Origin of the sequence: Bifidobacterium sp. ESL0732, assembly GCF_029395535.1 — a bacterium.
In the GTDB taxonomy this organism is placed as follows: domain Bacteria; phylum Actinomycetota; class Actinomycetes; order Actinomycetales; family Bifidobacteriaceae; genus Bifidobacterium.
In genome coordinates this window covers 1,895,755-1,917,703 of sequence record NZ_CP113920.1, presented here as the reverse complement: position 1 = coordinate 1,917,703, position 21,949 = coordinate 1,895,755, and the positions used below count along the sequence as shown (strand labels likewise).

The window sequence follows — 21,949 nt, the reverse complement described above, 5'->3', positions numbered from 1 at the left end:
TGGTGTAGGGAAGAGTGCGATAATCAGGTTTTGACACGGGTGATCGCGCAAGGAAAGAGAATCTTTTCAGGTGTGAAACGCGTGGCCAAGATAGTCGGGTGAAGGTAGGTTAGAACTATGGCACTTGCATTGTATCGACGGTATCGGCCGGACACATTTGATGGCATCATTGGGCAGGATCAGGTCACGATTCCGCTTTCCCGAGCGTTGGATGAAGGCAAGCTCACCCACGCCTATCTGTTCAGCGGACCGCGTGGTTGCGGCAAGACCAGCTCCGCAAGAATATTGGCTCGTTGCATCAACTGTGCCAAAGGCCCTACCTCCCATCCGTGCGGTGAATGCGAAAGCTGCAAGGACTTGGCCACCGGGGGACCAGGCTCGATTGACGTCGTCGAGATCGACGCGGCAAGCCATAACGGCGTCGAGGATGCGCGTGAACTGCGTGAACGTGCCGCGTTTGCCCCTGCCCGTGACCGCTATAAGATTTTCATCCTCGACGAAGCCCACATGGTCACCCAGCAAGGCTTCAACGCCCTGTTGAAGATTGTGGAGGAGCCGCCGGAACATGTCATGTTCATCTTTGCGACCACCGAACCCGACAAGGTCATTTCCACGATTCGTTCGCGAACCCATCACTACCCCTTCCGTCTTGTGCCTCCTGAGGTCATGGGCCCCTACCTCGAAGAGGTGTGCGAAAACGAGCATATCGACTTGGAGCCGGGCGTGCTGAAGCTGACCATGCGTGCCGGTGGCGGGTCGGTGCGTGACACACTTTCCGTGCTCGACCAGCTGATGGCCGGTGCTGTAGACAATGAAGTGTCATATGATTCTGCGGTTGCGTTGCTTGGCTTTACCCCTGACGAGCTCATCGGCGAGGCAATCGATGCCGTCATTGATAAGGATGGCGAGAAACTCTATGGCGTGGTCGAGAAAGTCGTCGTCGGCGGTTTTGAGCCACGCCGATTCGTGGAGGATCTGCTTTCGCGCGTCCGTGATCTCCTTGTGCTCACACTTGGAGGTGAGAAGGCCGAAAGTGTATTGAGCGACGACTCTGCGGTTGAAGACATGAGCGATTTGCACCGTCAGTCATCGGCTCTGGGGCTTTCGACGCTTACTGCGATGGCCGAGACGATCAACGACACTTTGGGCAATATGACCGGTGCGATTTCGCCTCGTATGCGTCTGGAACTCTTGGCCGCAAAACTGCTGGCCGGGCGTGAGAACGGTTTTGCGCCGGTTCCAGCCCAAAATGGTTCGGTTGGTGCCTCAAATGCGGGGGCGGTAGGCTCTCCGGCAGGCAATAACACGGTCCGGCAGAATGGTAATCCGGCGCGTGGCCGTGGCGGTTTCATCGGTTCCACCAGGAATGCCGCGAATCAGCAGCAAGGCAATCGTCAAACTCAAGCCCAGCCGACACCTGCATCCCAAGGTTTTGCACCGAATGTCTCAGCACAGTCCCAGCAGGCCGGCAACAGCGTCAATGCGCAAGCTGCTGCCGCTCAGAATGGCAGCCATACTCCTAACGGCAATGGCAATGGTGAGCCCAACGGATGGCAGGGCAACGGGCAGGGTGGCAATAGGCAGTCTCCGGAATCTGCCGCTCAAGGTGTTGTATCCACCGGTACCGGTGCGAACGTCAATGTGCAGCAGAACAGCCAGGCTGCTGCGGCGCCCAAAGTGAATATTGATCCGAATGCCACCGTAGAGGAAAAATGGGATGCGGTACTGACGGCATTGCCGGAAAACGTACGCGACTATGTCGCTCACAGCAAGGTGCCTACGGTTTCGTTGGCGACCAATAATGCCGGCAAGTCGCGTCTGTCGATGACGTTTGATTGTGCGTTGAGTCAGCATGCGTTCGCGTTGGCGCTTGCTTCCGACGCCGAGCACAACGGCCAGAAGGCGGCCAACGTGGTGTTGGACGGTGTGCGTTCGGTTTTTGGTCCGCATACGATGATTGCTCCCACCGGAGTGGCGGCGAACGGTGAAAAGGTTATTTCTACCAAGCGTATGAAGCCGGAGGAACTTGCCAAGGTCAAACGTGATATCGCCGTTTCCAAGGTCTCAGCGACTGGTGGTTTGGGTATGGCTGCAGGGCAAGGCGGGCATAGCGCGTCGAGTCCCAAGGAACAGAAAAAATCTGATGCTGATGCCACCGGAGAATCCGATGATTCCTCTCATCGAGCCGTTCATCCCGGCAAAGCGAACGGCAGGGGCAGTGACAGTGTAGGCGGAGTTGCGGGCGACGATGTGGAGTCCGGAAACGGTATGTCGCAACATGCCAATGAGGCGAGCGAAGACAAGGCCGCTTCATTGCAGCAGCATGCTGGCGATAAGCCTTTCAATCCGGAAACCTTGGGCCAAGGGTCGCAGAATCCTATGGATGAGGATTACGACCCTTGGATGAATCCCCTGCCTACACCCGGTTCGGGGAGTGGCTCGGATTCCAGCCCGATTGTTCAACAAGCCTCCGAGAACGGCGTCACCGATGCAGCACAACGCTTTGGCGGCAATGATACAGGTCATTCAGCATCTGCTGATGCATCTGAGAATCGTCTCCCGGAACATCATAAGAAACATATCGCCGTGCCTGATTTGAGCGACGGCATCGACCCTTGGGCCACGCCTGCGACACAGAATTCAGATGCCTCTGATGCTGGCAAAAATTCTGCCACCCCGCAGCCAGCGGGCAATGCAGGGCCACACAGTTCGATGCCTGCGGCCAATGCCGGTAATAATTGGCAGACAAGGCCGGCGGAATCTGCTCCTAACGGTTCTCGCGCTTCGGCAAATCGTGTCGGCGATGTCGGCAATCCTAGTGCGGTCGCACCTGGTAATCCTCAATTGGCAGCAGAATCGGCAAATGCCAATCAAACAGCTGCGCCGGATGACAGGGGAGATATTGCCGCCCGTTTCCAGAATGCCGATTCGGTCGTTGACTCCGAACAAGGGCCGCAAGTGGCTGCTGAGGACGATGATTATTCCCTCAATGACCAGTCATTGGGCGACGTTACGGCGGTGGGTTTGGATGAACTTTCGAAACTTTTCGATGTCAAGAAAGTCGAAACATTCAAGGCGGACGATCCAAAGAACCCCAAGAACATCAAACCGGTCGAAAAACATCCGGAAGAGGAGAGACGATAGCAGATGGCTTTGGCGTATGATGGCGCGATTCAGCGTCTTATTGAAGGTTTTGCGCGACTGCCGGGCATTGGCCCCAAAGGTGCCCAGCGCATAGCCTTCTACCTGCTTTCGGCCAGTGACGAGGAAGCGCAGGACTTGGCGGATGCCATCCGCGAGGTCAAGGAAAAAGTGCGGTTTTGCGAAATCTGCGGCAACGTATGCGAGACCAGCCCGTGCCCGATTTGCTCCGACCCGCGTCGTGACCATTCCATCATCTGTGTGGTCGAGGAGCCGAAAGACGTCATGAGCATCGAGCGAACCCGTGAATTCCACGGTGTCTACCACGTCCTTGGCGGGGCCATCAACCCGATGGCCAACGTCGGTCCGGGTGACTTGGCCATTCCCAAGCTTCTGGACCGGCTTAAAACCGACGAGGTCAAGGAGATCATACTGGCGCTCGACCCTAACATCGAAGGTGAGGCCACAGTGACCTATCTGAGTCGTTTGCTTTCTCCGCTTGGGCTTAAGGTCACAAGACTTGCCAGTGGACTGCCGGTTGGCAGTGACCTTGAATACGCCGATGAAATAACCTTGGGACGGGCTTTGGAAGGCCGGCAGGAAGCCTGAGCGTTCGTTTGTGAGGGTACCAGCCTTGACTGGCTATTTTTGGCTTGTGGCTTTCGCTTCAAACAGCCGATTACTCAAGGGTGTATGCCCGTATGCTGGTAAGCGGCACAGCCAGGCGCGGCACTGACATATAATTCAATCATTACTGTCGAAAGTCGGCTGCAAGAACAGGCCATGTTGCGTTGTGTCGCATCATGTCACCCGTTGGCCGGCCTTGAGTTTTGGCGGCATACGCTTGGAAACTGGCGCATCTGCCAGGGAGATAAGGGAAATCGTGGCGCTTATCGTACAAAAATACGGCGGATCCTCTGTGGCCGACGCGGAGTCCATCAAGCGTGTCGCCAAGCGGATTGTGGAGACGAAACGCAAGGGCAACAATGTCGCGGTCGTCGTTTCGGCGATGGGGGATACCACTGACGATTTGATCGACCAGGCAATGAGCATCGATTCGAACCCTCCCGCTCGCGAAATGGACATGCTGATGACTGCAGGTGAGCGTATCTCGATGAGCCTTCTGGCGATGGCCATCCACGCCGCAGGAGAGCGTGCATACTCTTTCACTGGTTCCCAGGCCGGTTTCATGACCGACGCCCGTTTCGGCGCGGCACACATCAAATCCGTGAAACCCGAGCGGGTGGCCCATGTCATCGACGACGGCAAGATCGCCATCGTCGCTGGATTCCAGGGCATCAACGCCGATGGCGATTACACCACGTTGGGCCGTGGGGGTTCCGACACTTCGGCGGTGGCGCTCGCAGTGGCTTTGGGAGCTGATATCTGCGAGATCTACACCGATGTGGACGGCATTTTCACCGCGGACCCGCGCATCGTCCCCAGCGCACGGCGCATTCCCTCAATCAGTTACGACGCAATCCTCGAAATGGCTTCCTGCGGCTCGAAGGTTCTTGCCTTGCGTTGCGTGGAGTACGCGCAGCGCTTCAACATGCCGCTGCATGTGCGTAGCTCGTTCTCGCATCGGATGGGTACGTTGGTGGTGCCGGAGGGCGTTGACGCGAGGAAGTTGCCGAATCTGGATTAAAAATCCGATAGTGGGCCCCGTAGTGTAATACATTAGGAAATATACGGATATGACTTCAATGGCAAGAGAACAAAGGAAACACAATGAGCAGTGACAACACGAAAGACGAAGGCGTGGATTTGAGCGGCCAAAGTAAAACCGACGAAACCAACGAAACCAGCCAAACCGGCGAAGCCGACAACAAGTCGATGGGCGACATCTTCCCGGATCTCGGCCCTGAGACCCCGGTGATTTCCGGGGTTGCGCATGACCGTACTGAATCCCTGGTCACGGTGCGCGGCGTTCCCGACACCCCCGGTATGGCGGCCCGCGTCTTCACCGAGCTCGCCAAAAGTGGCATCAACGTCGATATGATCGTGCAGGCCGGGGCTTCGACCGGCAAGGCGGACATCTCCTTCACCGTGCCGGATGCCACGGTGAAAACCGTGGAGAAAGCGCTTGACGGCAAAAAGACCGATTTGGGATATGAGTCCTATTTCGTCAATTCCGAAGTCGGCAAGGTCGCCGTGGTGGGTGTGGGCATGAAAACCCATTCCGGCCTTGCCGCCAAGTTCTTTGAGGCCTTGAGCGCCAAGCATATCAACGTGATGATGATTTCGACCTCCGAGATTCGCATTGCCGCCCTGGTCCCGCTCGACCAGCTCGATGACGCCGTACGTGCGCTGCACACGGCTTATGGTCTCGACGCGGATCAGGTGGAGGCAGTGGTCTATGGTGGCACCGGCCGCTGAGGCAGCGACATATTCCTATTACCGGTTTTGAGTCTCATATAGTCGCGTGATTTCGTTCCCACGCGACACCTCGCGCTATGATATGGCACATATGCGTTCTGTAGTGTTTGTCATGCAGAACGGCAGGAATTATGTGAGATTATGGCAGAGTCTGCCTTGAGTAGATGGTTGCCCGGCGGGAGGAAAATATCATGACCGAATCAAACGAAACCCAACAGCGAAAGGTCAACGTCGCGGTGCTGGGGGCCACCGGACAGGTCGGCATGGTCATGCGTCGCGTGCTCGATGAGCGGAATTTCCCCATCGATAACCTGCGTTTTCTGGCTTCCGCACATTCCGCAGGTACCGTGCTCAAATGGCGCGATCGCGACATCGTGGTCGAGGACGTAGCCAAGGCTGACTTGAGTGGTATTGATATCGCCATCTTCTCCGCCGGTGGAGGCACCTCGAGGGTCTGGGCTCCGAAATTCGCCGAGGCCGGCGCTTACGTCATTGACAATTCCTCGCAATGGCGTATGCATGACGACGTGCCGCTGGTCGTGGCCGAAGCCAATCCCGACGATCTTGACGACATTCCCCGTCGCATTGTCGCCAACCCGAACTGCACCACCATGGCCTGCATCCCGGTCTTGAAAGCGTTGGACACCCACTTCGGCCTGAAGCGTCTGATTGTCAGCTCCTATCAGGCGGTTTCAGGTGCCGGACGCGCCGGTGTCGAACAGTTGATGAACGAGGCCAAAGCCGCCGTCGACCAGGGCGCCGACAAGCTCGTTTTCGACGGCTCCGCCATCGATTTCCCCAAGCCCACCAAGGTCGTGCGCACCATTGCCTTCAACGCCGTCCCGTTCATCGGCGCCGTCGTCGATGACGGCAGCGAGGAGACCGACGAGGAGCAGAAGTTGCGCAATGAAAGCCGCAAGATCCTGCACCTGCCGAACCTCGCCGCCTCCTGCACCTGCGTGCGCGTTGGCGTCTTCACCGCGCACGGCATGTCGGTCAACGCCGAATTCGAACGCGACGTCACGCCGGATATGGCCCGTGAGGTCCTAAAGGATGCGCCGGGCGTCGAGCTCAATGATATCCCGACCCCGCAGCTGGCCGCCGGCAAGGACCCGAGCTTCGTCGGCCGCATCCGCCAGGACCAGGCCGTCGAGGGCAAGAAGGGTCTCGCCTTCTTCATCGCCAACGACAACCTGCGCAAGGGTGCTGCCCTGAACGCTGTCGAGCTCGCCGAGATCGTGGCTCGCAAGCATTTCCGCGCGTAACCCTCGGCTGTGTTGCTCATCGTTAATGCGACCAAAAGCACAAAAGTGCACCAGAATCGTGCTTTTGGTCGCATTGACAATTATGGTGCGACGAAAAGCATGGAAAATCGCTCGGAATCGTGCTTTTGGTCGCATTAGCAGGTGTGCGGATGAGGACGTCGAGGCGGGCGTGCGGTGATCGCTGGGGCTGATAGTGCGATAGTGTCTGACAGACCTTTGGTGGTTGTATGGCGGTTCTCGTACCGTTGCCGCCGACCGTACTGAGCTGGCCGTGGCCAAGGCCTTGCTCGTCGTCGCCCGCTCTGCGTGACATACCGGCCGCGTGACATACTGGAATCATGTCGAAGGCATCTAAAGAAGCGCAAAAACAATTGGACCGCATCGTGGCGTTGGGCTATCCCGACGTGGCCGATATGAGCGCGGCGGCGTTCCGTGCGCTCGCGCGTCCGTTGATTGATGCCCTGAAAGATAGCGATTTGGGCGAGAATATCCTTCTCATTCCTACCCACGAATTGGTCAGCCCGGAGTCGCTGATTGCCCGAACCAGCATCAACCGTATGGCCGGTTTCACCACAATGCCTCCGCGCGATGTCGCCAGCTTCCTGCCGCAGGACGGTTTCGAGCCACCGGAGGGTCCGTTCTACCTGGTCGTCGATCCGCACACCGGCACCGCCTATGTCAACCGCGAGCCCGACGTCGCTCGCAAGTTGATCGATTCCGACGAACGCATGCCACTGACCCTCGAGGAAGGCCTCGCCATCGCCACCCAGCATCCGGATTGGCTTGTCAAGAAAAACGGTTTCAACCTGCTCGGCTCCCGCAGCGCCGACGGCCGCGTGCCGAGCATCTGGATGAGCCAGAATGCCCCGCGCCTTGGTTCGGTCTGGCCCACCTCTCGTCACACGTGGCTCGGCAACGCATATTGCCAGGCCCGTCGTGGCATCTCACTGTTCCGCTAATCGCTGCGGTTTTTCGGTGGTGCCGTCTGTTACCCAATTCTGCAGCGCAATATTTCTATCGACAACAGTTCACTCATTCTGTCAATTCTCGTTTTATCGAGGTTCTTGGTGCGCCAAGAGGTTCAATTTTGCAAAATGTGAGCCAATTCAGCATTTTTCGGGGTACTTGGCGCGCCAAGAAGCCTCTTTTACGATGAATATTGCGCGAAAGTTGCGATTTCAGGCCTACTTGGCGCGCCAAGTGGCATCAATATGAAGGATATAGAGGCCTCGAGCAATCGAATCTTGGAATATGGGCGATTTGAACTCATTGAACCGTCTATCATAATCATTTATATGTTTCCGTAAGGTAATAAGCCTGTCGAAACATATAATATTTGGTTACTTCGCGTCGCAACCTGCGGCGCGTAATACAAAGAAAAGGAGGAGTGATGGGTCAGGATCAACAATCATCGGTATTTGATCTCGCGGCGGTCGCCGCACAATCCAATGGAGGTAACAACGACCTGCTGCTGCCTCCACCGCGTTTCATAGGAGAACCGCAAAAGCCCAGCAAGATGCCATATACCAAGTATGTGGCCTACGACAAGCAGATTCCATTCGATTATCCCGAGCGTACGTGGCCGGAAAAGAGGTTGCGCCGTGCTCCGCGTTGGTGTTCGGTCGATCTTCGTGACGGCAACCAGGCGCTGGTCAATCCGATGGATTCCGAACGCAAGCTGCGTTTCTGGAACCTCCTGATTTCCATGGGCTTCAAGGAGATCGAAGTCGGCTTCCCGTCGGCTTCCGACACGGATTACGATTTCGTGCGTCTGTTGATTGAGCGCGAACTCATTCCTGACGATGTCACCATCGTCGTGTTGACTCAGGCCCGCGAGCACTTGATTCGTAAGACCTACGAGTGCCTGCGCGGTGCCAAGCGTGCCGTGGTCCATTTCTATAATTCCGTCTCCGTGCTACAGCGCGAGGTCGTCTTCCGTAAGGACAAAGAGGGCATCAAGAAGCTTGCAACCGACGCGGCCGAGCTTTGCAAGGACCTCGAAGGCGCAGCCGGCGGCACCGACCTGTATTACGAATATTCGCCCGAATCCTTCACCGGAACCGAGCCGGATTACGCCGTCGAGGTATGTAACGCCGTTATCGACGTCATCAAGCCGACGCCGGATCACAAGATGATCATCAACCTGCCGGCCACCGTCGAGATGACCACGCCGAACGTTTTCGCCGACGAGGTTGAGTACGTCTCCAACAACCTCAAAGACCGTGATTCCATCGTCCTCTCGCTGCATCCGCATAATGATGAGGGTATGGGTGTCGCCGCCACGGAACTGGCCGTTCTCGCCGGAGCCGACCGCGTCGAAGGCTGCCTCTTGGGCAACGGCGAACGCACCGGCAACGTCGACCTGGTCACGCTGGGCCTCAATATGCTGACCCAGGGCGTCGACCCACAGATTGATTATTCCGATGTGCCGAAGATTCGCAAGACCGTCGAATATTGCAACCAGCTCACTATTTCCGAGCGCCACCCCTACGCCGGCAACTTCGTGTTCACTGCCTTCTCTGGCTCGCATCAGGATGCTATCAAGAAGGGGCTCGAAGCGCGTCAGGCCGCGGCTGAGCGTGCTGGAGCCAACCTCGACGACTTTGTCTGGCTCGTACCTTACCTTCCGATCGACCCGAAAGACATCGGCCGCAGCTACAAAGCCATCATCCGCGTCAACTCGCAGTCTGGCAAGGGTGGCATGGCTTACCTGCTCAAGACCAACCACAACCTCGATCTGCCCAAGCGCCTGCAGATCGAATTCGAGAAGGTTGTGCAGGACTACGCCGACAAGACCGATAAAGAGGTCAAGGACGACGATATCTGGAGGCTGTTCAAGGACGAGTACCTTCCGGTCGAGGAGAACGGCGCGTTCGCAATCGGCGAGGCCGTGGGCGACAACGGCGGTGACGATCTGCAATCGTGGGGCCGTCTGAAGCTCTTGAACGTCTCGGTGACTTCCGGTTCGGACGGTTCCGATACCGTTTTGAAGGCCAAGCTCTTGGACCGCGGTGCCGAGCCGGGTGCCGATCCGATCGAGCGTGAGGTCAGCGGCGCCGGCAACGGCCCGCTCGACGCCTTCCTCAACGCGCTTTCGTCCATTGCCATTTCTGTCAGTGTCATGGATTACGCCGAGCACGCTATGACCGCAGGCACCGACGCGATGGCCGCTTCCTATATCGAATGCCAGATCGGCGGCGAGGCCAACGCGAAGATCATCTGGGGCGTCGGCATCGATTCGTCGATCACCACCAGCTCGCTGAAGGCGATCATCTCCGCGATCAATCGCTCGATGCGCTGAATTTCGGTTTATTTATGATTAGCTGCCTTGACGGACAGATTTCAGTGCCGTCAAGGCAGCTTTTTCTGTCTATCTTCTAAATAGGGATGAACCATATAAGAAATCGTGGCAAAGTTTAGGATGCACGTGGCTTTCTTGGTATCGACGATTACCATTTGCGATTCCGTTTGTCGCTATCATTTTCTTTAAGAGAAAACTTTCCGTCTTGCCAGTCATTGGAATATTTCTTAGCCACATCATTACACTTAATTCAGCAGCATCAGCAGGAATGTTCTGAAAGGCGTGTCGGAATGGAAGAATTTTCATGGAGCAATAATTGTATTACGTTATATTTTCAGTGGGATGAACATTCGCCGGTAAGTTTGGCTCGGGTGGTGGGCCAAAATGTCGATATTCGATGTGCCCACAATGTTCCTTTAGTCGAAATACTGATAGCGGGGACGGGTCACTGGATTGCCAATGATCGCTTGACGTCTACAACCGTAGGTCGAGGTATGCGTTACCGTTCGCACCACAAAAGGAAAATCGGCGATAGAAATATAGCAGCGCTGGACATCGTTATGACCAATGACGAGGTGGGCCTTCAAGCCACGGTCACGTTTGAATTGCCAGAAAATGTGCCCATGTTCTGCACCTTTGTAAAGGTTAAGAATCTCAATTCCGCCCCGGTCTCCCTTGAATCGGTGACCAGTTGGGCCAGCGAGTTCGGCGCGGTTGCAGGACATGCGCCTGATCTTGGTGCATGGTGTCTGCATGAAGCCCGTTACGATTGGCTTGCCGAGGGACGATGGCGCTCAACCAATGTCCGCGATCTCCTCCCTGATTTTTCTCAAAATCTGACAGGTCAGAATCCCCGCAGTGAGCACAAGGTGGTCTCGACAGGAACATGGTCGACCGGCAAGCATGCGCCGCTGGCATATGTGCAATCCGAAGATTTCAAGGCAACTTGGCTTTTCCAAATAGAGCACAACGGTCCTTGGCGTTGGGAAATAGGCGATGACACTTCCGACGGCTATATCGCCTTATCTGGACCGACCAACGTTGATCACGGTTGGTCTAAGATGCTGAAACCCGGTGAATCCTTCACTAGCGTTCCCGTCTCTGTCGCGCCAGCAGATACATTTGAAACTGCTTATGCGTCGTTGGTGGCCTATCGCAGGTTCATGCGTCAGCCTAACGAGGACAATGTTCGACCGCGCGTCATTTTCAATGATTATATGAACACTATCAACGGCGACCCTACCACAGCAAAACTGTTGCCGCTCATCAGTGCTGCGGGCAAGGCGGGTACCGAGATATTCTGCGTCGATTGTGGTTGGTATGACGATACTGGTGATTGGTGGCCTTCGGTGGGGGAGTGGAAACCTTCGAAGACTCGTTTCCCCAATGGTATTCAAGAGGTTTTCGACGCCATCCGCTATGCCGGCATGATACCCGGTCTTTGGCTCGAGCCGGAAGTCATTGGCGTCAAAAGTCCGATGACGCACCGGCTTCCCGATTCTGCCTTCTTCCAGCGTAACGGGCATCGTCTCGTTGAACAGGATCGTTATGTCTTGGATTTGCGGGATGCCAGCGCTCGTGCCCATCTCGATGAAGTCGTCGATCGTCTGATAGAGGACTATGGTATCGGATACTTCAAGTTCGATTACAACGTGTCGCCAGGTTCCGGAACCGATTTTCAAGCAGATAGTGCTGGTGATGGTTTGCTGGGGCATAATCGTGCGTACAGTGCTTGGATTGAGAGTATCTACAAACGTCACCCCGGCGTTATTCTCGAAAACTGCTCTTCAGGCGGTATGCGCGAGGATTTCGCCCAGACGGGCCGTTTCCAGGTGCAGTCCACATCGGACCAGCAGGATTTCCGTATATACCCGACCATCGCCGCGACGGCCACGATGATGGTGCTTCCCGAGCAGGCGGCCAATTGGGCGTATCCGTCCGCCGGAATGAGTGATGAAGAAGTGGCGTTCAATCTGAATACCACCATGCTCGGGCGTTTCTTCCTTTCCGGTTATCTGAATCGGATGGCCTCTGCTCAATTCGATTTGTGTTCGCAGGCAATTGATGTCTACAAACATGAAGTGCAACCGATGATTGGTTCGGCTCTGCCGTTCTGGCCTCTTGGGTTGCCTGAATTTGATGCCCCCATTGTCGCGTATGGCCTTGAAACCGAAGATTATTCGTTGGTCACGCTTTGGGCGCGCAATATCGACGAACAACATCCTACGATTCGCTTGGCAATACCGAAGTACCGAGGTAGGGATGTGGATATTACGCCAGTATTTCCCATTGGACAAAGGTTCCGCGAATGGCAGATGTCATGGAATCGGTACTTGGCTGAATGCGTGATTGACCTTCCGGAAGGGGAGTATGCGTCTCGAACTTTCAAAGTGATGCCAAAAGGATGATTGTATACCAATTGTATTGCATTTAGGTCTGCCGAGGCTTAGAAACAAAACACTGAAAAGGCTGTGCTGATGAATCGTCTACTTGGCATGCGAGTGTTGATTCCTTGATTCCGGTGCCGATTGCCGAATAATAAGTGAGCAGTCTATGGTGCTTAACCCTTGATGAGGATGGCCTTTGATGGCATCGAGCAGCAGGTGTGCAGCCTTGCGGCCAAGCTCGTGGAGGTTATTGTCGAAAGTGGTGATCGGAACTCGGCATGCTTGCGAGGTGGTAAGCCAGTTGTCATGTCCGATGACGGCAACGTCTTGCGGAACGCGGATGCCGTGTTCGAGCAACGAGTCTATGCATCCTCTGGCAAGCATGTCATTGAGGCAATAAATCCCGTCGAAATCGAGGTGGTCTTCAATGAGTTGCGCTGTGGCGGTCCGGCCGTAGGATTCGTTCCAGCTGCCGAACCATATGGGTATCACCGGTTTGAGGCTGGCTCGATCCATGGCTTGTGTGGCTCCTAGGATACGGTCTCTCGCAGCCTGATAATAGTCCGGACCTGACAGAATGATGATCTTGCGACGCCCAAGTTGTTGCAAGTGGGTGATTGCCCTATCTCCTGCTTTTATGTTGTCGCAGGTGATCGAGCAATCGGAGGGATCCGTTGATGGGGCATATGCGTAGACGATGGGAACATCCATGGCCGTATTGGGCTTGATGGGCGGTCTGGAATCCGTTTCACCTCCAAGCACCAGTAGTCCGTCGATGCCATGTGCCGCCATTTGGTCGATGTGGCTCCGTTCGAGTTTCGGATCTCCTCGCGAGTCAGTGAGTAGTACTGCATGGTTCGATTTCCCGAACGCGTCTTCCGCACCGGCAAGCGCGGGGATCGAAAAACGGCCTTCTAGGTCCCCTGAAACCAGACCGATGAGTCCCGATCTGTATTCATGTGAGGCTTGGCGAAGATGGGGTGAGATATATCCCAGTTGCTGCGCTGTTTTGCGCACGAGTCTTCTGGTGTGGGCGCTCAGATGGCCAGTGTCGTTGAGAGCTTTCGAAGCAGTGGAAACAGAAACGTTGGTCGCGGCTGCGACCTCTGTTAACGTAACGTGCATATTCATGCTTTGAGTTTAGGAAAATTTTCCTAATCGTGCAAGGAACGAATGTCGAATTTTCCCTCTCTTTATACTGAAATTGAATTCGCTCCGAAACCTCACAGCAGAGATGGCTCGAAGTCGAGTTTACGGGGCAAGAGCAAGAAAGGAAACAAAATGTCTGTTCGTTTTTCGTCGACAATGAGGAGGCTGGCTGCCGCGGTAATCGCCGTCGCCACCCTCGGATCGATGGCTGCATGTGGTAGTGGATCGAATTCCTCTTCTTCAAATGGGGATGAAACTTTGAGCTTCTCCGCTTGGGATAAGCTTCCAGATTCGTGGTTCGCTGGTTTTAAGAAAAAGTATCCTAATATCAAAGTCAAATTCGTCAACATTCCCGGTGACAATTACAACCAGAAAATCAACCAGATGGTTGTCGGTGGCAATGCTCCCGATGTGATGCTGCTTCAGGAAGCCGATTATGTTCGTTTTGCCAAGAACGGCGTACTTGAGGATTTGAGTGGCAAGATGAAGGGTTCGAAGGCTGTCAGCACCAGCGATCTTATTCCAGCAGTATCCGCCTTGAACTCGCAGACCGGTGGGCTCTACGGTTTGCCGTGGTGCGTTGCTTCTGAGATTTTGTACTACAACAAGGATATGTTCGACGCAGCTGGAGTGCAATATCCTACCAAGGATTGGACTTGGGATGATTATGCTGCAGCGGCTCAGAAATTGAGCAAGGGCGATTCACAATGGGGCGCGGACGCCATCACATTCAATGGCATCTGGTATTCGATGGCCGGTCAGGCCGGCGACAAAGTCGTGGATAAGGGTCAGCTTGCACTCGGCGACGGTGCCAAGAAGGCCTTGGAGTTCCAGAACAAGATGACCAACGATTTGAAGGTCTCTCCGCAGCCTTCTTCTGGCAATACCGTTTCTGATCTGTTCGCTGCAGGCAAGGCCGCCATGACACTTAATGGCAGCTGGAACATCAACAGTGCTTACAAGGATGTGCCGTTCAAGTGGGATGTCGCAACGTTGCCAATTGCTCCTGGTGGCACTCATTACGATTCCCTGCACACTGGCTTCTTCACCATCAATGCCAAGTCGAAGATGAAGGATGCAGCGTGGAAGTTCATTGAATATTACATGAGCAAAGACGGTCAGAAAGTCATCGAGAAGAACACGGGTAATCTTTCCGCCGTCAAGTCCATTTCCGCCGATGGGGGATGGAAAGTACAAGGCAAGAACGGTCCGTCCAATTGGACTGCCGTTACGGATTCCGTTGATCAGGGTAAGTTCGGCTATACCACTGTCAACTCCACTCCGACCACCGATCTGTCGAACCAGTTCAATGCCTATCTGCTCGGCCAGACCCCATTGAACAATGTGCTCGGACAGCAGCTTCAGAAGGCTAATAAGGCCCTCAAAGATACCCAGCAATAAAATCTATCGGTTTTAGCCATATGTCGGGGCATGACAAAATGTCATAGTCATGCCCCGATGGTCATAAAGAAGGAGGGGAATGCCTTGAAAACCAGACAATCCGTGAAAGCCCGCAAGGGCGCTCGATACTCTGATGCAAGAGCCGGATGGGCTTTTCTGAGTCCTTGGATTATAGGCTTTGTGCTGTTCAGCGGTTTTCCCATTATATTCAGTTTTGTCTTGAGTCTGACCAAATGGAATCTGTTGGGAGTTCCGAGATTCATCGGTTTACAGAATTACGTCACTTTGTTCTCTCCGGATTCAAGGTTCGGGCATACACTGCTGGTCACTTTTCTGTTTACGATCATCAATGTTTCGGTAACGATCATTTTTTCGCTGATTCTTGCATTGTTGTTGAATCTTAATGTTCGTTTCAAAGGACTTTTCCAGTTCTTCTATTATGTCCCCACCATCATGCCTTCGGTGGTTATGGCCAGCTGCATGATTCTCATGTTCAACCAGCAATTGGGCATTGTCGATTACGTCATGAAGCTTCTTGGTATCAAGAATCCTCCGAATTGGACAGGTAGCCAGAGTCTGGTTTGGGTGGTGATTGCAGTTGCCTCGGTGTTCACTTTCCAGACTGGGCAGCAGATGCTTGTATTCTCGGCTGCTCTCAAGGATGTTCCTCGAGATCTTTATGAGGCCGCATCAATCGATGGAGCCAATGCTTGGGTGCGTTTCTGGCGTATCACTATCCCCGGCATTGCACCGATGCTTTTGTTCAATACGGTTTCCGCTACGGTGAATTCCTTTAACGGCGCGTTCACGTTACTCTTCCCGCTTACTGGTGGTGGTCCGGGGGATGCGACCAAGGTGATGAGCCTGCTGATTTACGACAATGCGTTCAAGAGTTTCAATATGGGTTACGCCTCGGCGTTGGCCGTTGTTCTGTTTATCATTGTGGCCATTGTGGGGACAGTGCAATTCCGGCTCATGGATAAGAATTGAGGGATGCGATGAACTACCATATTCCCAAGTGGATGAAGGCCCTGCAATATGCAGCCATGATTATCATGGCGGTCCTCATGTTTTTCCCGATTTACTGGATTTTCGCCAATTCTCTCAAAACCCTGCCTGGAATCAGCGCCTATCCACCCGCTTTATTCCCCTCGAACCCTCAGTGGAATAATTATGTCATGGTGCTCAGTGACCCCAAAACCATCGTCTATCTACGCAACTCGTTGATTCTGGTTGTCGGCAACACCGTAGGAACGTTGCTTTCCAGTTCGATTGTGGCTTATCCTCTTGCGCGTATGCACTTCCGTGGGCGTGGTCTCATCTTCTCGCTGATTCTGGCGACTATGATGGTGCCGACGGTTACTCTGGTCATCCCTCAGTACCTGCTCTTCAGGGCGTTCAACATGCTTGATTCGTTCTGGCCCATGATTTTGCCGGCGTTCTTCGCCCAGCCCTATAACGTTTTCCTGTTTCGCCAGTTCTTTGTCTCGATTCCCGATTCCATCGATGAGGCGGCGATGCTCGACGGCTGCAATAGATGGCAGACATTCTGGAAGGTCATCGTGCCGCTTGGCAAGCCCATTTTCATTACCGTCGGCATTATGTCCGCCAGTTTCTGGTGGAATGAGCTGTTCACCCCGATGGTGTTCATCGACTCCGATAATCTCAAGCCCCTGACCGTGGCATCGCTGACAGCTTTCCAGATTTCCGGAACCAATGGGCAGACGGAATGGAACCTCCAAATGGCGTTTTCGATGTTGATGATTCTGCCCCCTGCCTTGCTCTACATTCTGTGTTCCAGGTACATCACAGAAGGTATCAAGACCAGTGGAATGAAGGACTGACCGACAGATGCGTAGCCACAGAGAGGAAACTGACATCTTGAATTCAACCGTATCCGCCGGTCTTGCCCAACGTGAAGGCCCTAGGGTTTCCATCACGTCCGATTTTTGGAGCCGTTATCGATCGATGGCGGTCAGGCAGTCTCTTCCATATCAATGGAGAGTGCTCAATGACGAAGTTCCGGTGGATGCTCCACAAGGTTCGAGTTGGGGCGACAACGGCCAACAGTTCAGTCATTCGCTACGCAATCTCCGTATTGCCGCAGGATTGCAGACCGGCAAGTTCAAGGGTCAGCCTTTCCAAGATACAGACGTGTCGAAGTGGTTGGAGGCTGCGAGCTATGCGTTGAGATTCGACGATGGAAGTGTTGATATGAGTGCATTGAAAGCGCATATCGACGAAGCTTTGTCGTTGTTTTATCAAGCACAGGATTCCGACGGGTATCTTGATACGAAGTTTGAGATAGATTTACCGGCCGACAAGCGTTTCAAAGGCCTTCGCTGGAGTCATGAACTTTATACGATGGGTCATTTCATTGAAGCTGCGGTTGCAAATTTCACTTCGACTGGTTCATCCGTGGCTCTCGATATTGCTCGCCGTGCCGCACATTGCATCGATGAGCATTTTGGTGATGAACCCGGGAAAATCCATGGTCCTGACGGCCATCCGGAGATTGAGTTGGCTCTTGCCCGTCTTTATGAGGTGACAGGAGAGCAACGTTGGCTTGACCTTGCGGCTTGGTTCATAAGGATTAGGGGTGTCGATCCCGATTTCTTCGATAGGCAGGACAGGGAAGGCGGGCCTCAGATCTATGAGGACATCGAAGATATGCCCTTGCGTTATTTCGTGGCCGACGGACCTGCCATAAAGTTACAAAAGGCTGGTGGCCATGCGGTGAGATTGATTTATTATGCAACCGCCACAGCCAAAGTCGGCAAACTCCTCGGCGACTCTGAGATGATTGCCACAGCCAAGCGGCTTTGGAACAATATTGTCGATCATCGTATGTATGTCACTGGCAATGTCGGTTCCTGCAAGGTGGGTGAATCCTTCACGTACGATGATGATTTGCCCAACGGCCTTGATTATGGCGAGACCTGTGCCTCGGTGGGTATGTTGTTCTATGGCAAGGCCATGATGGACATCAACCCGCTTGGCAGCGTCGCCGACGTCATGGAGCTGGAACTGTTCAATGGAATGTTGGCAGGAGTCTCTCTTGATGGGACTCGTTACTTCTATGTCAATCCGTTGGAAGCTGATCCGCAAGCCTCTCTAGCCAACCCGACCAAACGCCATATTCTCACGCGAAGGGCAGGCTGGTTCGACTGCGCATGCTGTCCGGCGAACCTGATGCGTCTGCTCACGTCTTTGGATACCTATCTCTATACCGTTCAAGGCGATACCATTTACGCGCATCAGTTCATTGCCAATACCGCTGATTTTGGTGACGGTTTCTCGGTTGAACAGACTCAGGAAGCACAAGGATATCCTTGGATTGGGGAGATTGATTTTCGTGTTCGCAACCCCAAAGAACTTGCCAAAAAACTGGCGATTCGTATTCCTTCCTGGTCGAAGAACTGGTCGATAACAGTCAATGGCAAATCGTTGAATATTCCGGTTTCCAACGGTTTTGTGAGCGTTTCTGTTTCCGAGAAATCGACGCATATCCATCTTTCCTTGGATATGTCGGTACGTTATATCCGGGCATCCAACAGGGTCAGGGATGATGTCGGCAAGCTTGCCGTTGCGCGAGGGCCGGTGGTTTTCTGTATGGAGCAGACGGATAACCAGGCACCGTTGTGGTTGGATTCCTTAAGTCCCGATTCAAAGGTGGGCGCGGTATATCATCCTGAATTACTCGATGGTGTTGAAATGCTTACCGTAGAGGGTGCCCGTATGGAACCGGCGGATTCTAATCGGCAATATCAAAGGGCGACTGCTCCAGTGCGGCGGCTTCCAGAGAATCTGAATCTGATTCCTTATTATGCTTGGTGCAATCGGTCAGAAGGTCAGATGGAGGTTTGGATCGATGAGAATCATTGATTTCATATTTTCTTAGTAGCGTCCTGTGCCGTTTGCCGTAGTAGTGACAAAACGCAGAAGATGAATAAAAACATTGATGAATCGTGACCGGACAATGTGGTCTGGTCACCAGTTTTAAGGATTTATCCCCGCAACAAGGGATAAGTACACCCAAAAATCAAAGGAGAACAATGAAGTTACATCAATTATGCGCGGTTTTTGCCGCGTCGGCGATGCTGCTGAGCGTGACATTGTGCGCAGCGTCATCAGCTCAGGCGGATGAGGTTTCCGCCGGCTCGCAACTGCAAACGGATTCGCAAGTAAGCGTCAATCTCAACGATTCGACTGGTGCTATTAAATATGGTGCCACCGGATTCCTTTATGGTCTGGCCGATGACGGGACCCCCAGCGATACCATGCTCGACGGCCTTACACATCTCGATTCGATGGTCGGTCGTCCGCTCAATGGCTTGCAGCACCCCAATGGTGATGTGATGGCGACTGCCCCGCAATGGAAACGCAACGGGGGAGGCGATATCCAGGTATATCTCAAGGATAGTTATCCTATTCCTTGGCCGTATCCGGTTTATAGCCCGAATATCCAAACCGATTATCTGCCCAAAATCAGGCAGCAGGTCAATGCCGTCAATGCCAGTCCCTATAAGGATTCATATGTCTATGTGCCATTGAACGAACCCGATTGCGGGGACGCAAACTATAAAAACGGTGTCTGCGGAATTGACACCGTGGCGAGCCTGAGCAACCTGTCTTGGACAAAGATGTTGGATGACTGGAAGACCATGTTCAACTACATCCGCAGTCTGGAGCCTGGCGCTCGTATCGCAGGCCCTAATTTCTCATGGTATGAATCCAACCATTATCGCTCGTTCCTCCAGTACGCCAAGGACAACAACGTGGTGCCGGATATCGTGACATGGCACGAGCTTAGTGGGCCGGAGAATTTCTATGGCCATTATGATGACTGGAAAGGGATCGTCAATGACGTTCTGGGGGCAAATGCAAACATTCCGGTAAGCATTAACGAATATGCGAAGTCTTCGGGAGAACTGAACAAGCCCGGAAGCCTTATCCAATATATTTCGAGATTCGAGAACTACAAGGTGTCTGCCGATCTGCCTTACTGGTTCCCCACCGGAGACTTGGATTGGCTGACCACCCACAACAACCAGGCCACGGGCACGTGGTGGCTTTACAACTGGTATGGTGGGTTGACTGGGCACACCGTGAAAGTCGATCTTCCCGATCGCGAGCAGGCCACGCAGGCTGTCGCCGCCTATGATGAGGCGACGAAGCAGACGCGTGTGATTTTCGGCGGGTACACCGATGAATCGGCTCCTTTCTCCACCAAGCTCAAGTTTGACAACGCCTCCGGCAAGTACCCCAACGGCGCTCGCGTGACGGTATATGGTGTTGATGCCACTGAGGCGGGCAATGCCAACGATAAGGTGCCAGGTGCCTCCGACGGGCCTTATCTCGTAAACCAACACTCGTATTCCGCTTCGCGACTGGCCGCAGGCATCGATCTAACCGGTCTTAATGCTGCATCGGCGTATTATGCGATCGTTTCCCCCGATACCGCTCAAAATGATGCCGTAAATGGTCGGTATGAAGCGGAATATGCTCGTGTAGATGGAGCAGCCAGTGTCGGTTATGGCAATGTTCCGGGCTATGGGGCCACAGGATACGTACAAGGATTCGATAATACCAATTCCGGTTCGACGTTCTTTGTGACTTCGAAGAAGAACGGTTATGCCAATCTTAAGATCTCCTACTCGTCGGGAGCGCCGACCAGCAGCACGGGTGAGCGAACTCTGCATATGAAAATCAACAAGGGAGAACCGTTGACGTTAACCCTGCCGAAGACCACGCACTCGAAGAAATGGAATACCGTTACGGTTCGTGCCTACCTGCCGTTGGGAATTAACCAGATCGATCTTCTGGCCGCTTCGAATGGCTCGGCCCAAGGGCTGCTTCTTGACTCTCTCGATGTTTCCGAATCCGGTGATGTCGCCAAGACCTACCAGGCCGAATCGGGCGACAATACTCGTTCGGGGTCTGCAAGAATAGAATCCTCGCCGGCGGCCCAGTCAGGGCGGATTGTCACCTATGTGGGTGCAGGCGCTGGCAATACATTGCAATTCAACAAAGTCAACGTTGCGCAAGCCGGTGATTACACGCTGACCTTCGGATATGCGCAGCATGACTTTGCCGGAGGCAATGCGTTCCAGACCACGAATCGTTGGGCCGATATAACGGTGAATGGTGATTCCGCTTCCGCGCAGCATGTCGTTTTTGCGAATACCCGCGATTGGAACAACTTCTGGACCACTTCTATTCGTGTGAATCTCCATGCCGGTGACAATACGGTATTGCTTGGTAACTCTACTGGTTTTGCCCCCAATATGGATTACATGATGGTGGGTCGAACCTCGGTTCAACTCGTCAGTGAGCCGTTGCCGCCTGATGCCGAAGCTGTCACCATCTCCGGCAAAGGTGTCGCTGAAGGAAAACTGGAGCTGCACAAAGGCGACAATGCGAAGCTCGTTGCTGCTGTTACCCCGGCTAATGCCGGAGACAAGTCCGTGACGTGGTCTTCTTCGGATGATGCAATAGCAACTGTCGATGCCGATGGTACGGTGCATGCTCTGGGCGTCGGCAAAGCTCTCATCCGTGCGGCCTCTGCCTCTAATTCTGAGGTTTCTTCAGCAGTTGAAGTAACGGTGAAATCTGAAGAATCCCATGAAGGCGTGATTGATGGAGACCAGAACAATCACAACGAACAGCTAGATTCGAATCAATATCAGAAGCCAAAAGACTCTCTTTCTCAAACCGGCTCAGATGTATTTGTCCCAATGTGCGTTGCATTTATTGTATTCGCAACAGCTCTGGTACTCACCCTTATTGTCGGTAGAAAGAAGGAAAAGTAATTCTTCTGGCTGTTAGCTAGAGAGGTATTAAAAATCAATGATTAATTGCTGTTGGGCTCGTTCGAAACCATGATATATTTTCATGTTAGTAACGATGGGCACAACAGCAATTTT

At 53.7% G+C, this 21,949-nt stretch carries 14 protein-coding genes; 13 read left to right on the top strand and 1 reads right to left on the bottom strand.

Translation table 11 applies throughout. The features are described from left to right. Nucleotides 1-117: 117 nt before the first annotated feature. The 8 genes from dnaX (at nucleotide 118) to OZX70_RS07295 (ending at nucleotide 12,494) form a co-directional block, all read left to right on the top strand. Nucleotides 118-3,144 (top strand): DNA polymerase III subunit gamma/tau, encoded by a 3,027-nt coding sequence (gene dnaX / locus OZX70_RS07330; RefSeq protein WP_277180333.1) that lies wholly within the window; start codon nucleotides 118-120, stop codon nucleotides 3,142-3,144. 3 nt (nucleotides 3,145-3,147) lie between these two features. Beyond that, nucleotides 3,148-3,750, top strand: coding sequence for a recombination mediator RecR (recR, locus tag OZX70_RS07325; RefSeq protein ID WP_277180331.1), 603 nt, complete (start codon nucleotides 3,148-3,150; stop codon nucleotides 3,748-3,750). A 274-nt stretch (nucleotides 3,751-4,024) separates the two neighbouring features. Continuing rightward, a complete protein-coding gene (locus tag OZX70_RS07320) occupies nucleotides 4,025-4,789 on the top strand; it encodes an aspartate kinase (RefSeq protein WP_277180329.1) in 765 nt (254 codons plus the stop codon). 188 nt (nucleotides 4,790-4,977) lie between these two features. Next, on the top strand, nucleotides 4,978-5,520 hold the full coding sequence (locus OZX70_RS07315; RefSeq protein WP_277182165.1) for an ACT domain-containing protein: 543 nt from the start codon (nucleotides 4,978-4,980) through the stop codon (nucleotides 5,518-5,520). A 191-nt stretch (nucleotides 5,521-5,711) separates the two neighbouring features. Beyond that, a complete protein-coding gene (locus OZX70_RS07310; RefSeq protein WP_277180327.1) occupies nucleotides 5,712-6,785 on the top strand; it encodes an aspartate-semialdehyde dehydrogenase in 1,074 nt (357 codons plus the stop codon). 338 nt (nucleotides 6,786-7,123) lie between these two features. Beyond that, the gene (locus OZX70_RS07305; protein ID WP_277180325.1) at nucleotides 7,124-7,744 is read left to right on the top strand and encodes a DUF5701 family protein; all 621 of its coding nucleotides are present in this window, start codon (nucleotides 7,124-7,126) and stop codon (nucleotides 7,742-7,744) included. A gap of 431 nt (nucleotides 7,745-8,175) precedes the next feature. After that, nucleotides 8,176-10,086 (top strand): 2-isopropylmalate synthase, encoded by a 1,911-nt coding sequence (leuA, locus tag OZX70_RS07300; RefSeq protein WP_277180323.1) that lies wholly within the window; start codon nucleotides 8,176-8,178, stop codon nucleotides 10,084-10,086. A gap of 290 nt (nucleotides 10,087-10,376) precedes the next feature. Next, entirely contained in the window at nucleotides 10,377-12,494 is a 2,118-nt protein-coding gene (locus OZX70_RS07295; RefSeq protein WP_277180321.1) for a glycoside hydrolase family 36 protein, read from the top strand. Nucleotides 12,495-12,572: 78 nt separating this feature from the next. Here OZX70_RS07295 and OZX70_RS07290 read toward each other — a convergent pair whose 3' ends face one another. Then, on the bottom strand, nucleotides 12,573-13,598 hold the full coding sequence (locus tag OZX70_RS07290; protein WP_277180319.1) for a LacI family DNA-binding transcriptional regulator: 1,026 nt from the start codon (nucleotides 13,596-13,598) through the stop codon (nucleotides 12,573-12,575). A 156-nt stretch (nucleotides 13,599-13,754) separates the two neighbouring features. Between OZX70_RS07290 and OZX70_RS07285 the strand changes: the two genes are divergently transcribed. From OZX70_RS07285 to OZX70_RS07265, 5 genes are all read left to right on the top strand, one after another. After that, entirely contained in the window at nucleotides 13,755-15,023 is a 1,269-nt protein-coding gene (locus tag OZX70_RS07285; RefSeq protein ID WP_277180317.1) for a sugar ABC transporter substrate-binding protein, read from the top strand. Nucleotides 15,024-15,266: 243 nt separating this feature from the next. Then, nucleotides 15,267-16,013, top strand: coding sequence for a sugar ABC transporter permease (locus OZX70_RS07280; RefSeq protein ID WP_277180315.1), 747 nt, complete (start codon nucleotides 15,267-15,269; stop codon nucleotides 16,011-16,013). 8 nt (nucleotides 16,014-16,021) lie between these two features. Beyond that, nucleotides 16,022-16,867 carry a carbohydrate ABC transporter permease gene (locus OZX70_RS07275; protein ID WP_277180313.1) on the top strand — a complete coding sequence of 282 codons (846 nt, stop codon included), beginning with the start codon at nucleotides 16,022-16,024 and terminating at the stop codon, nucleotides 16,865-16,867. A 37-nt stretch (nucleotides 16,868-16,904) separates the two neighbouring features. Next, nucleotides 16,905-18,908: a beta-L-arabinofuranosidase domain-containing protein gene (locus OZX70_RS07270; RefSeq protein WP_277180311.1), complete on the top strand. Its 2,004-nt coding sequence runs from the start codon at nucleotides 16,905-16,907 to the stop codon at nucleotides 18,906-18,908. A gap of 170 nt (nucleotides 18,909-19,078) precedes the next feature. Next, nucleotides 19,079-21,835: an Ig-like domain-containing protein gene (locus OZX70_RS07265; protein WP_277180309.1), complete on the top strand. Its 2,757-nt coding sequence runs from the start codon at nucleotides 19,079-19,081 to the stop codon at nucleotides 21,833-21,835. The last annotated feature ends 114 nt before the right edge of the window (nucleotides 21,836-21,949 follow it).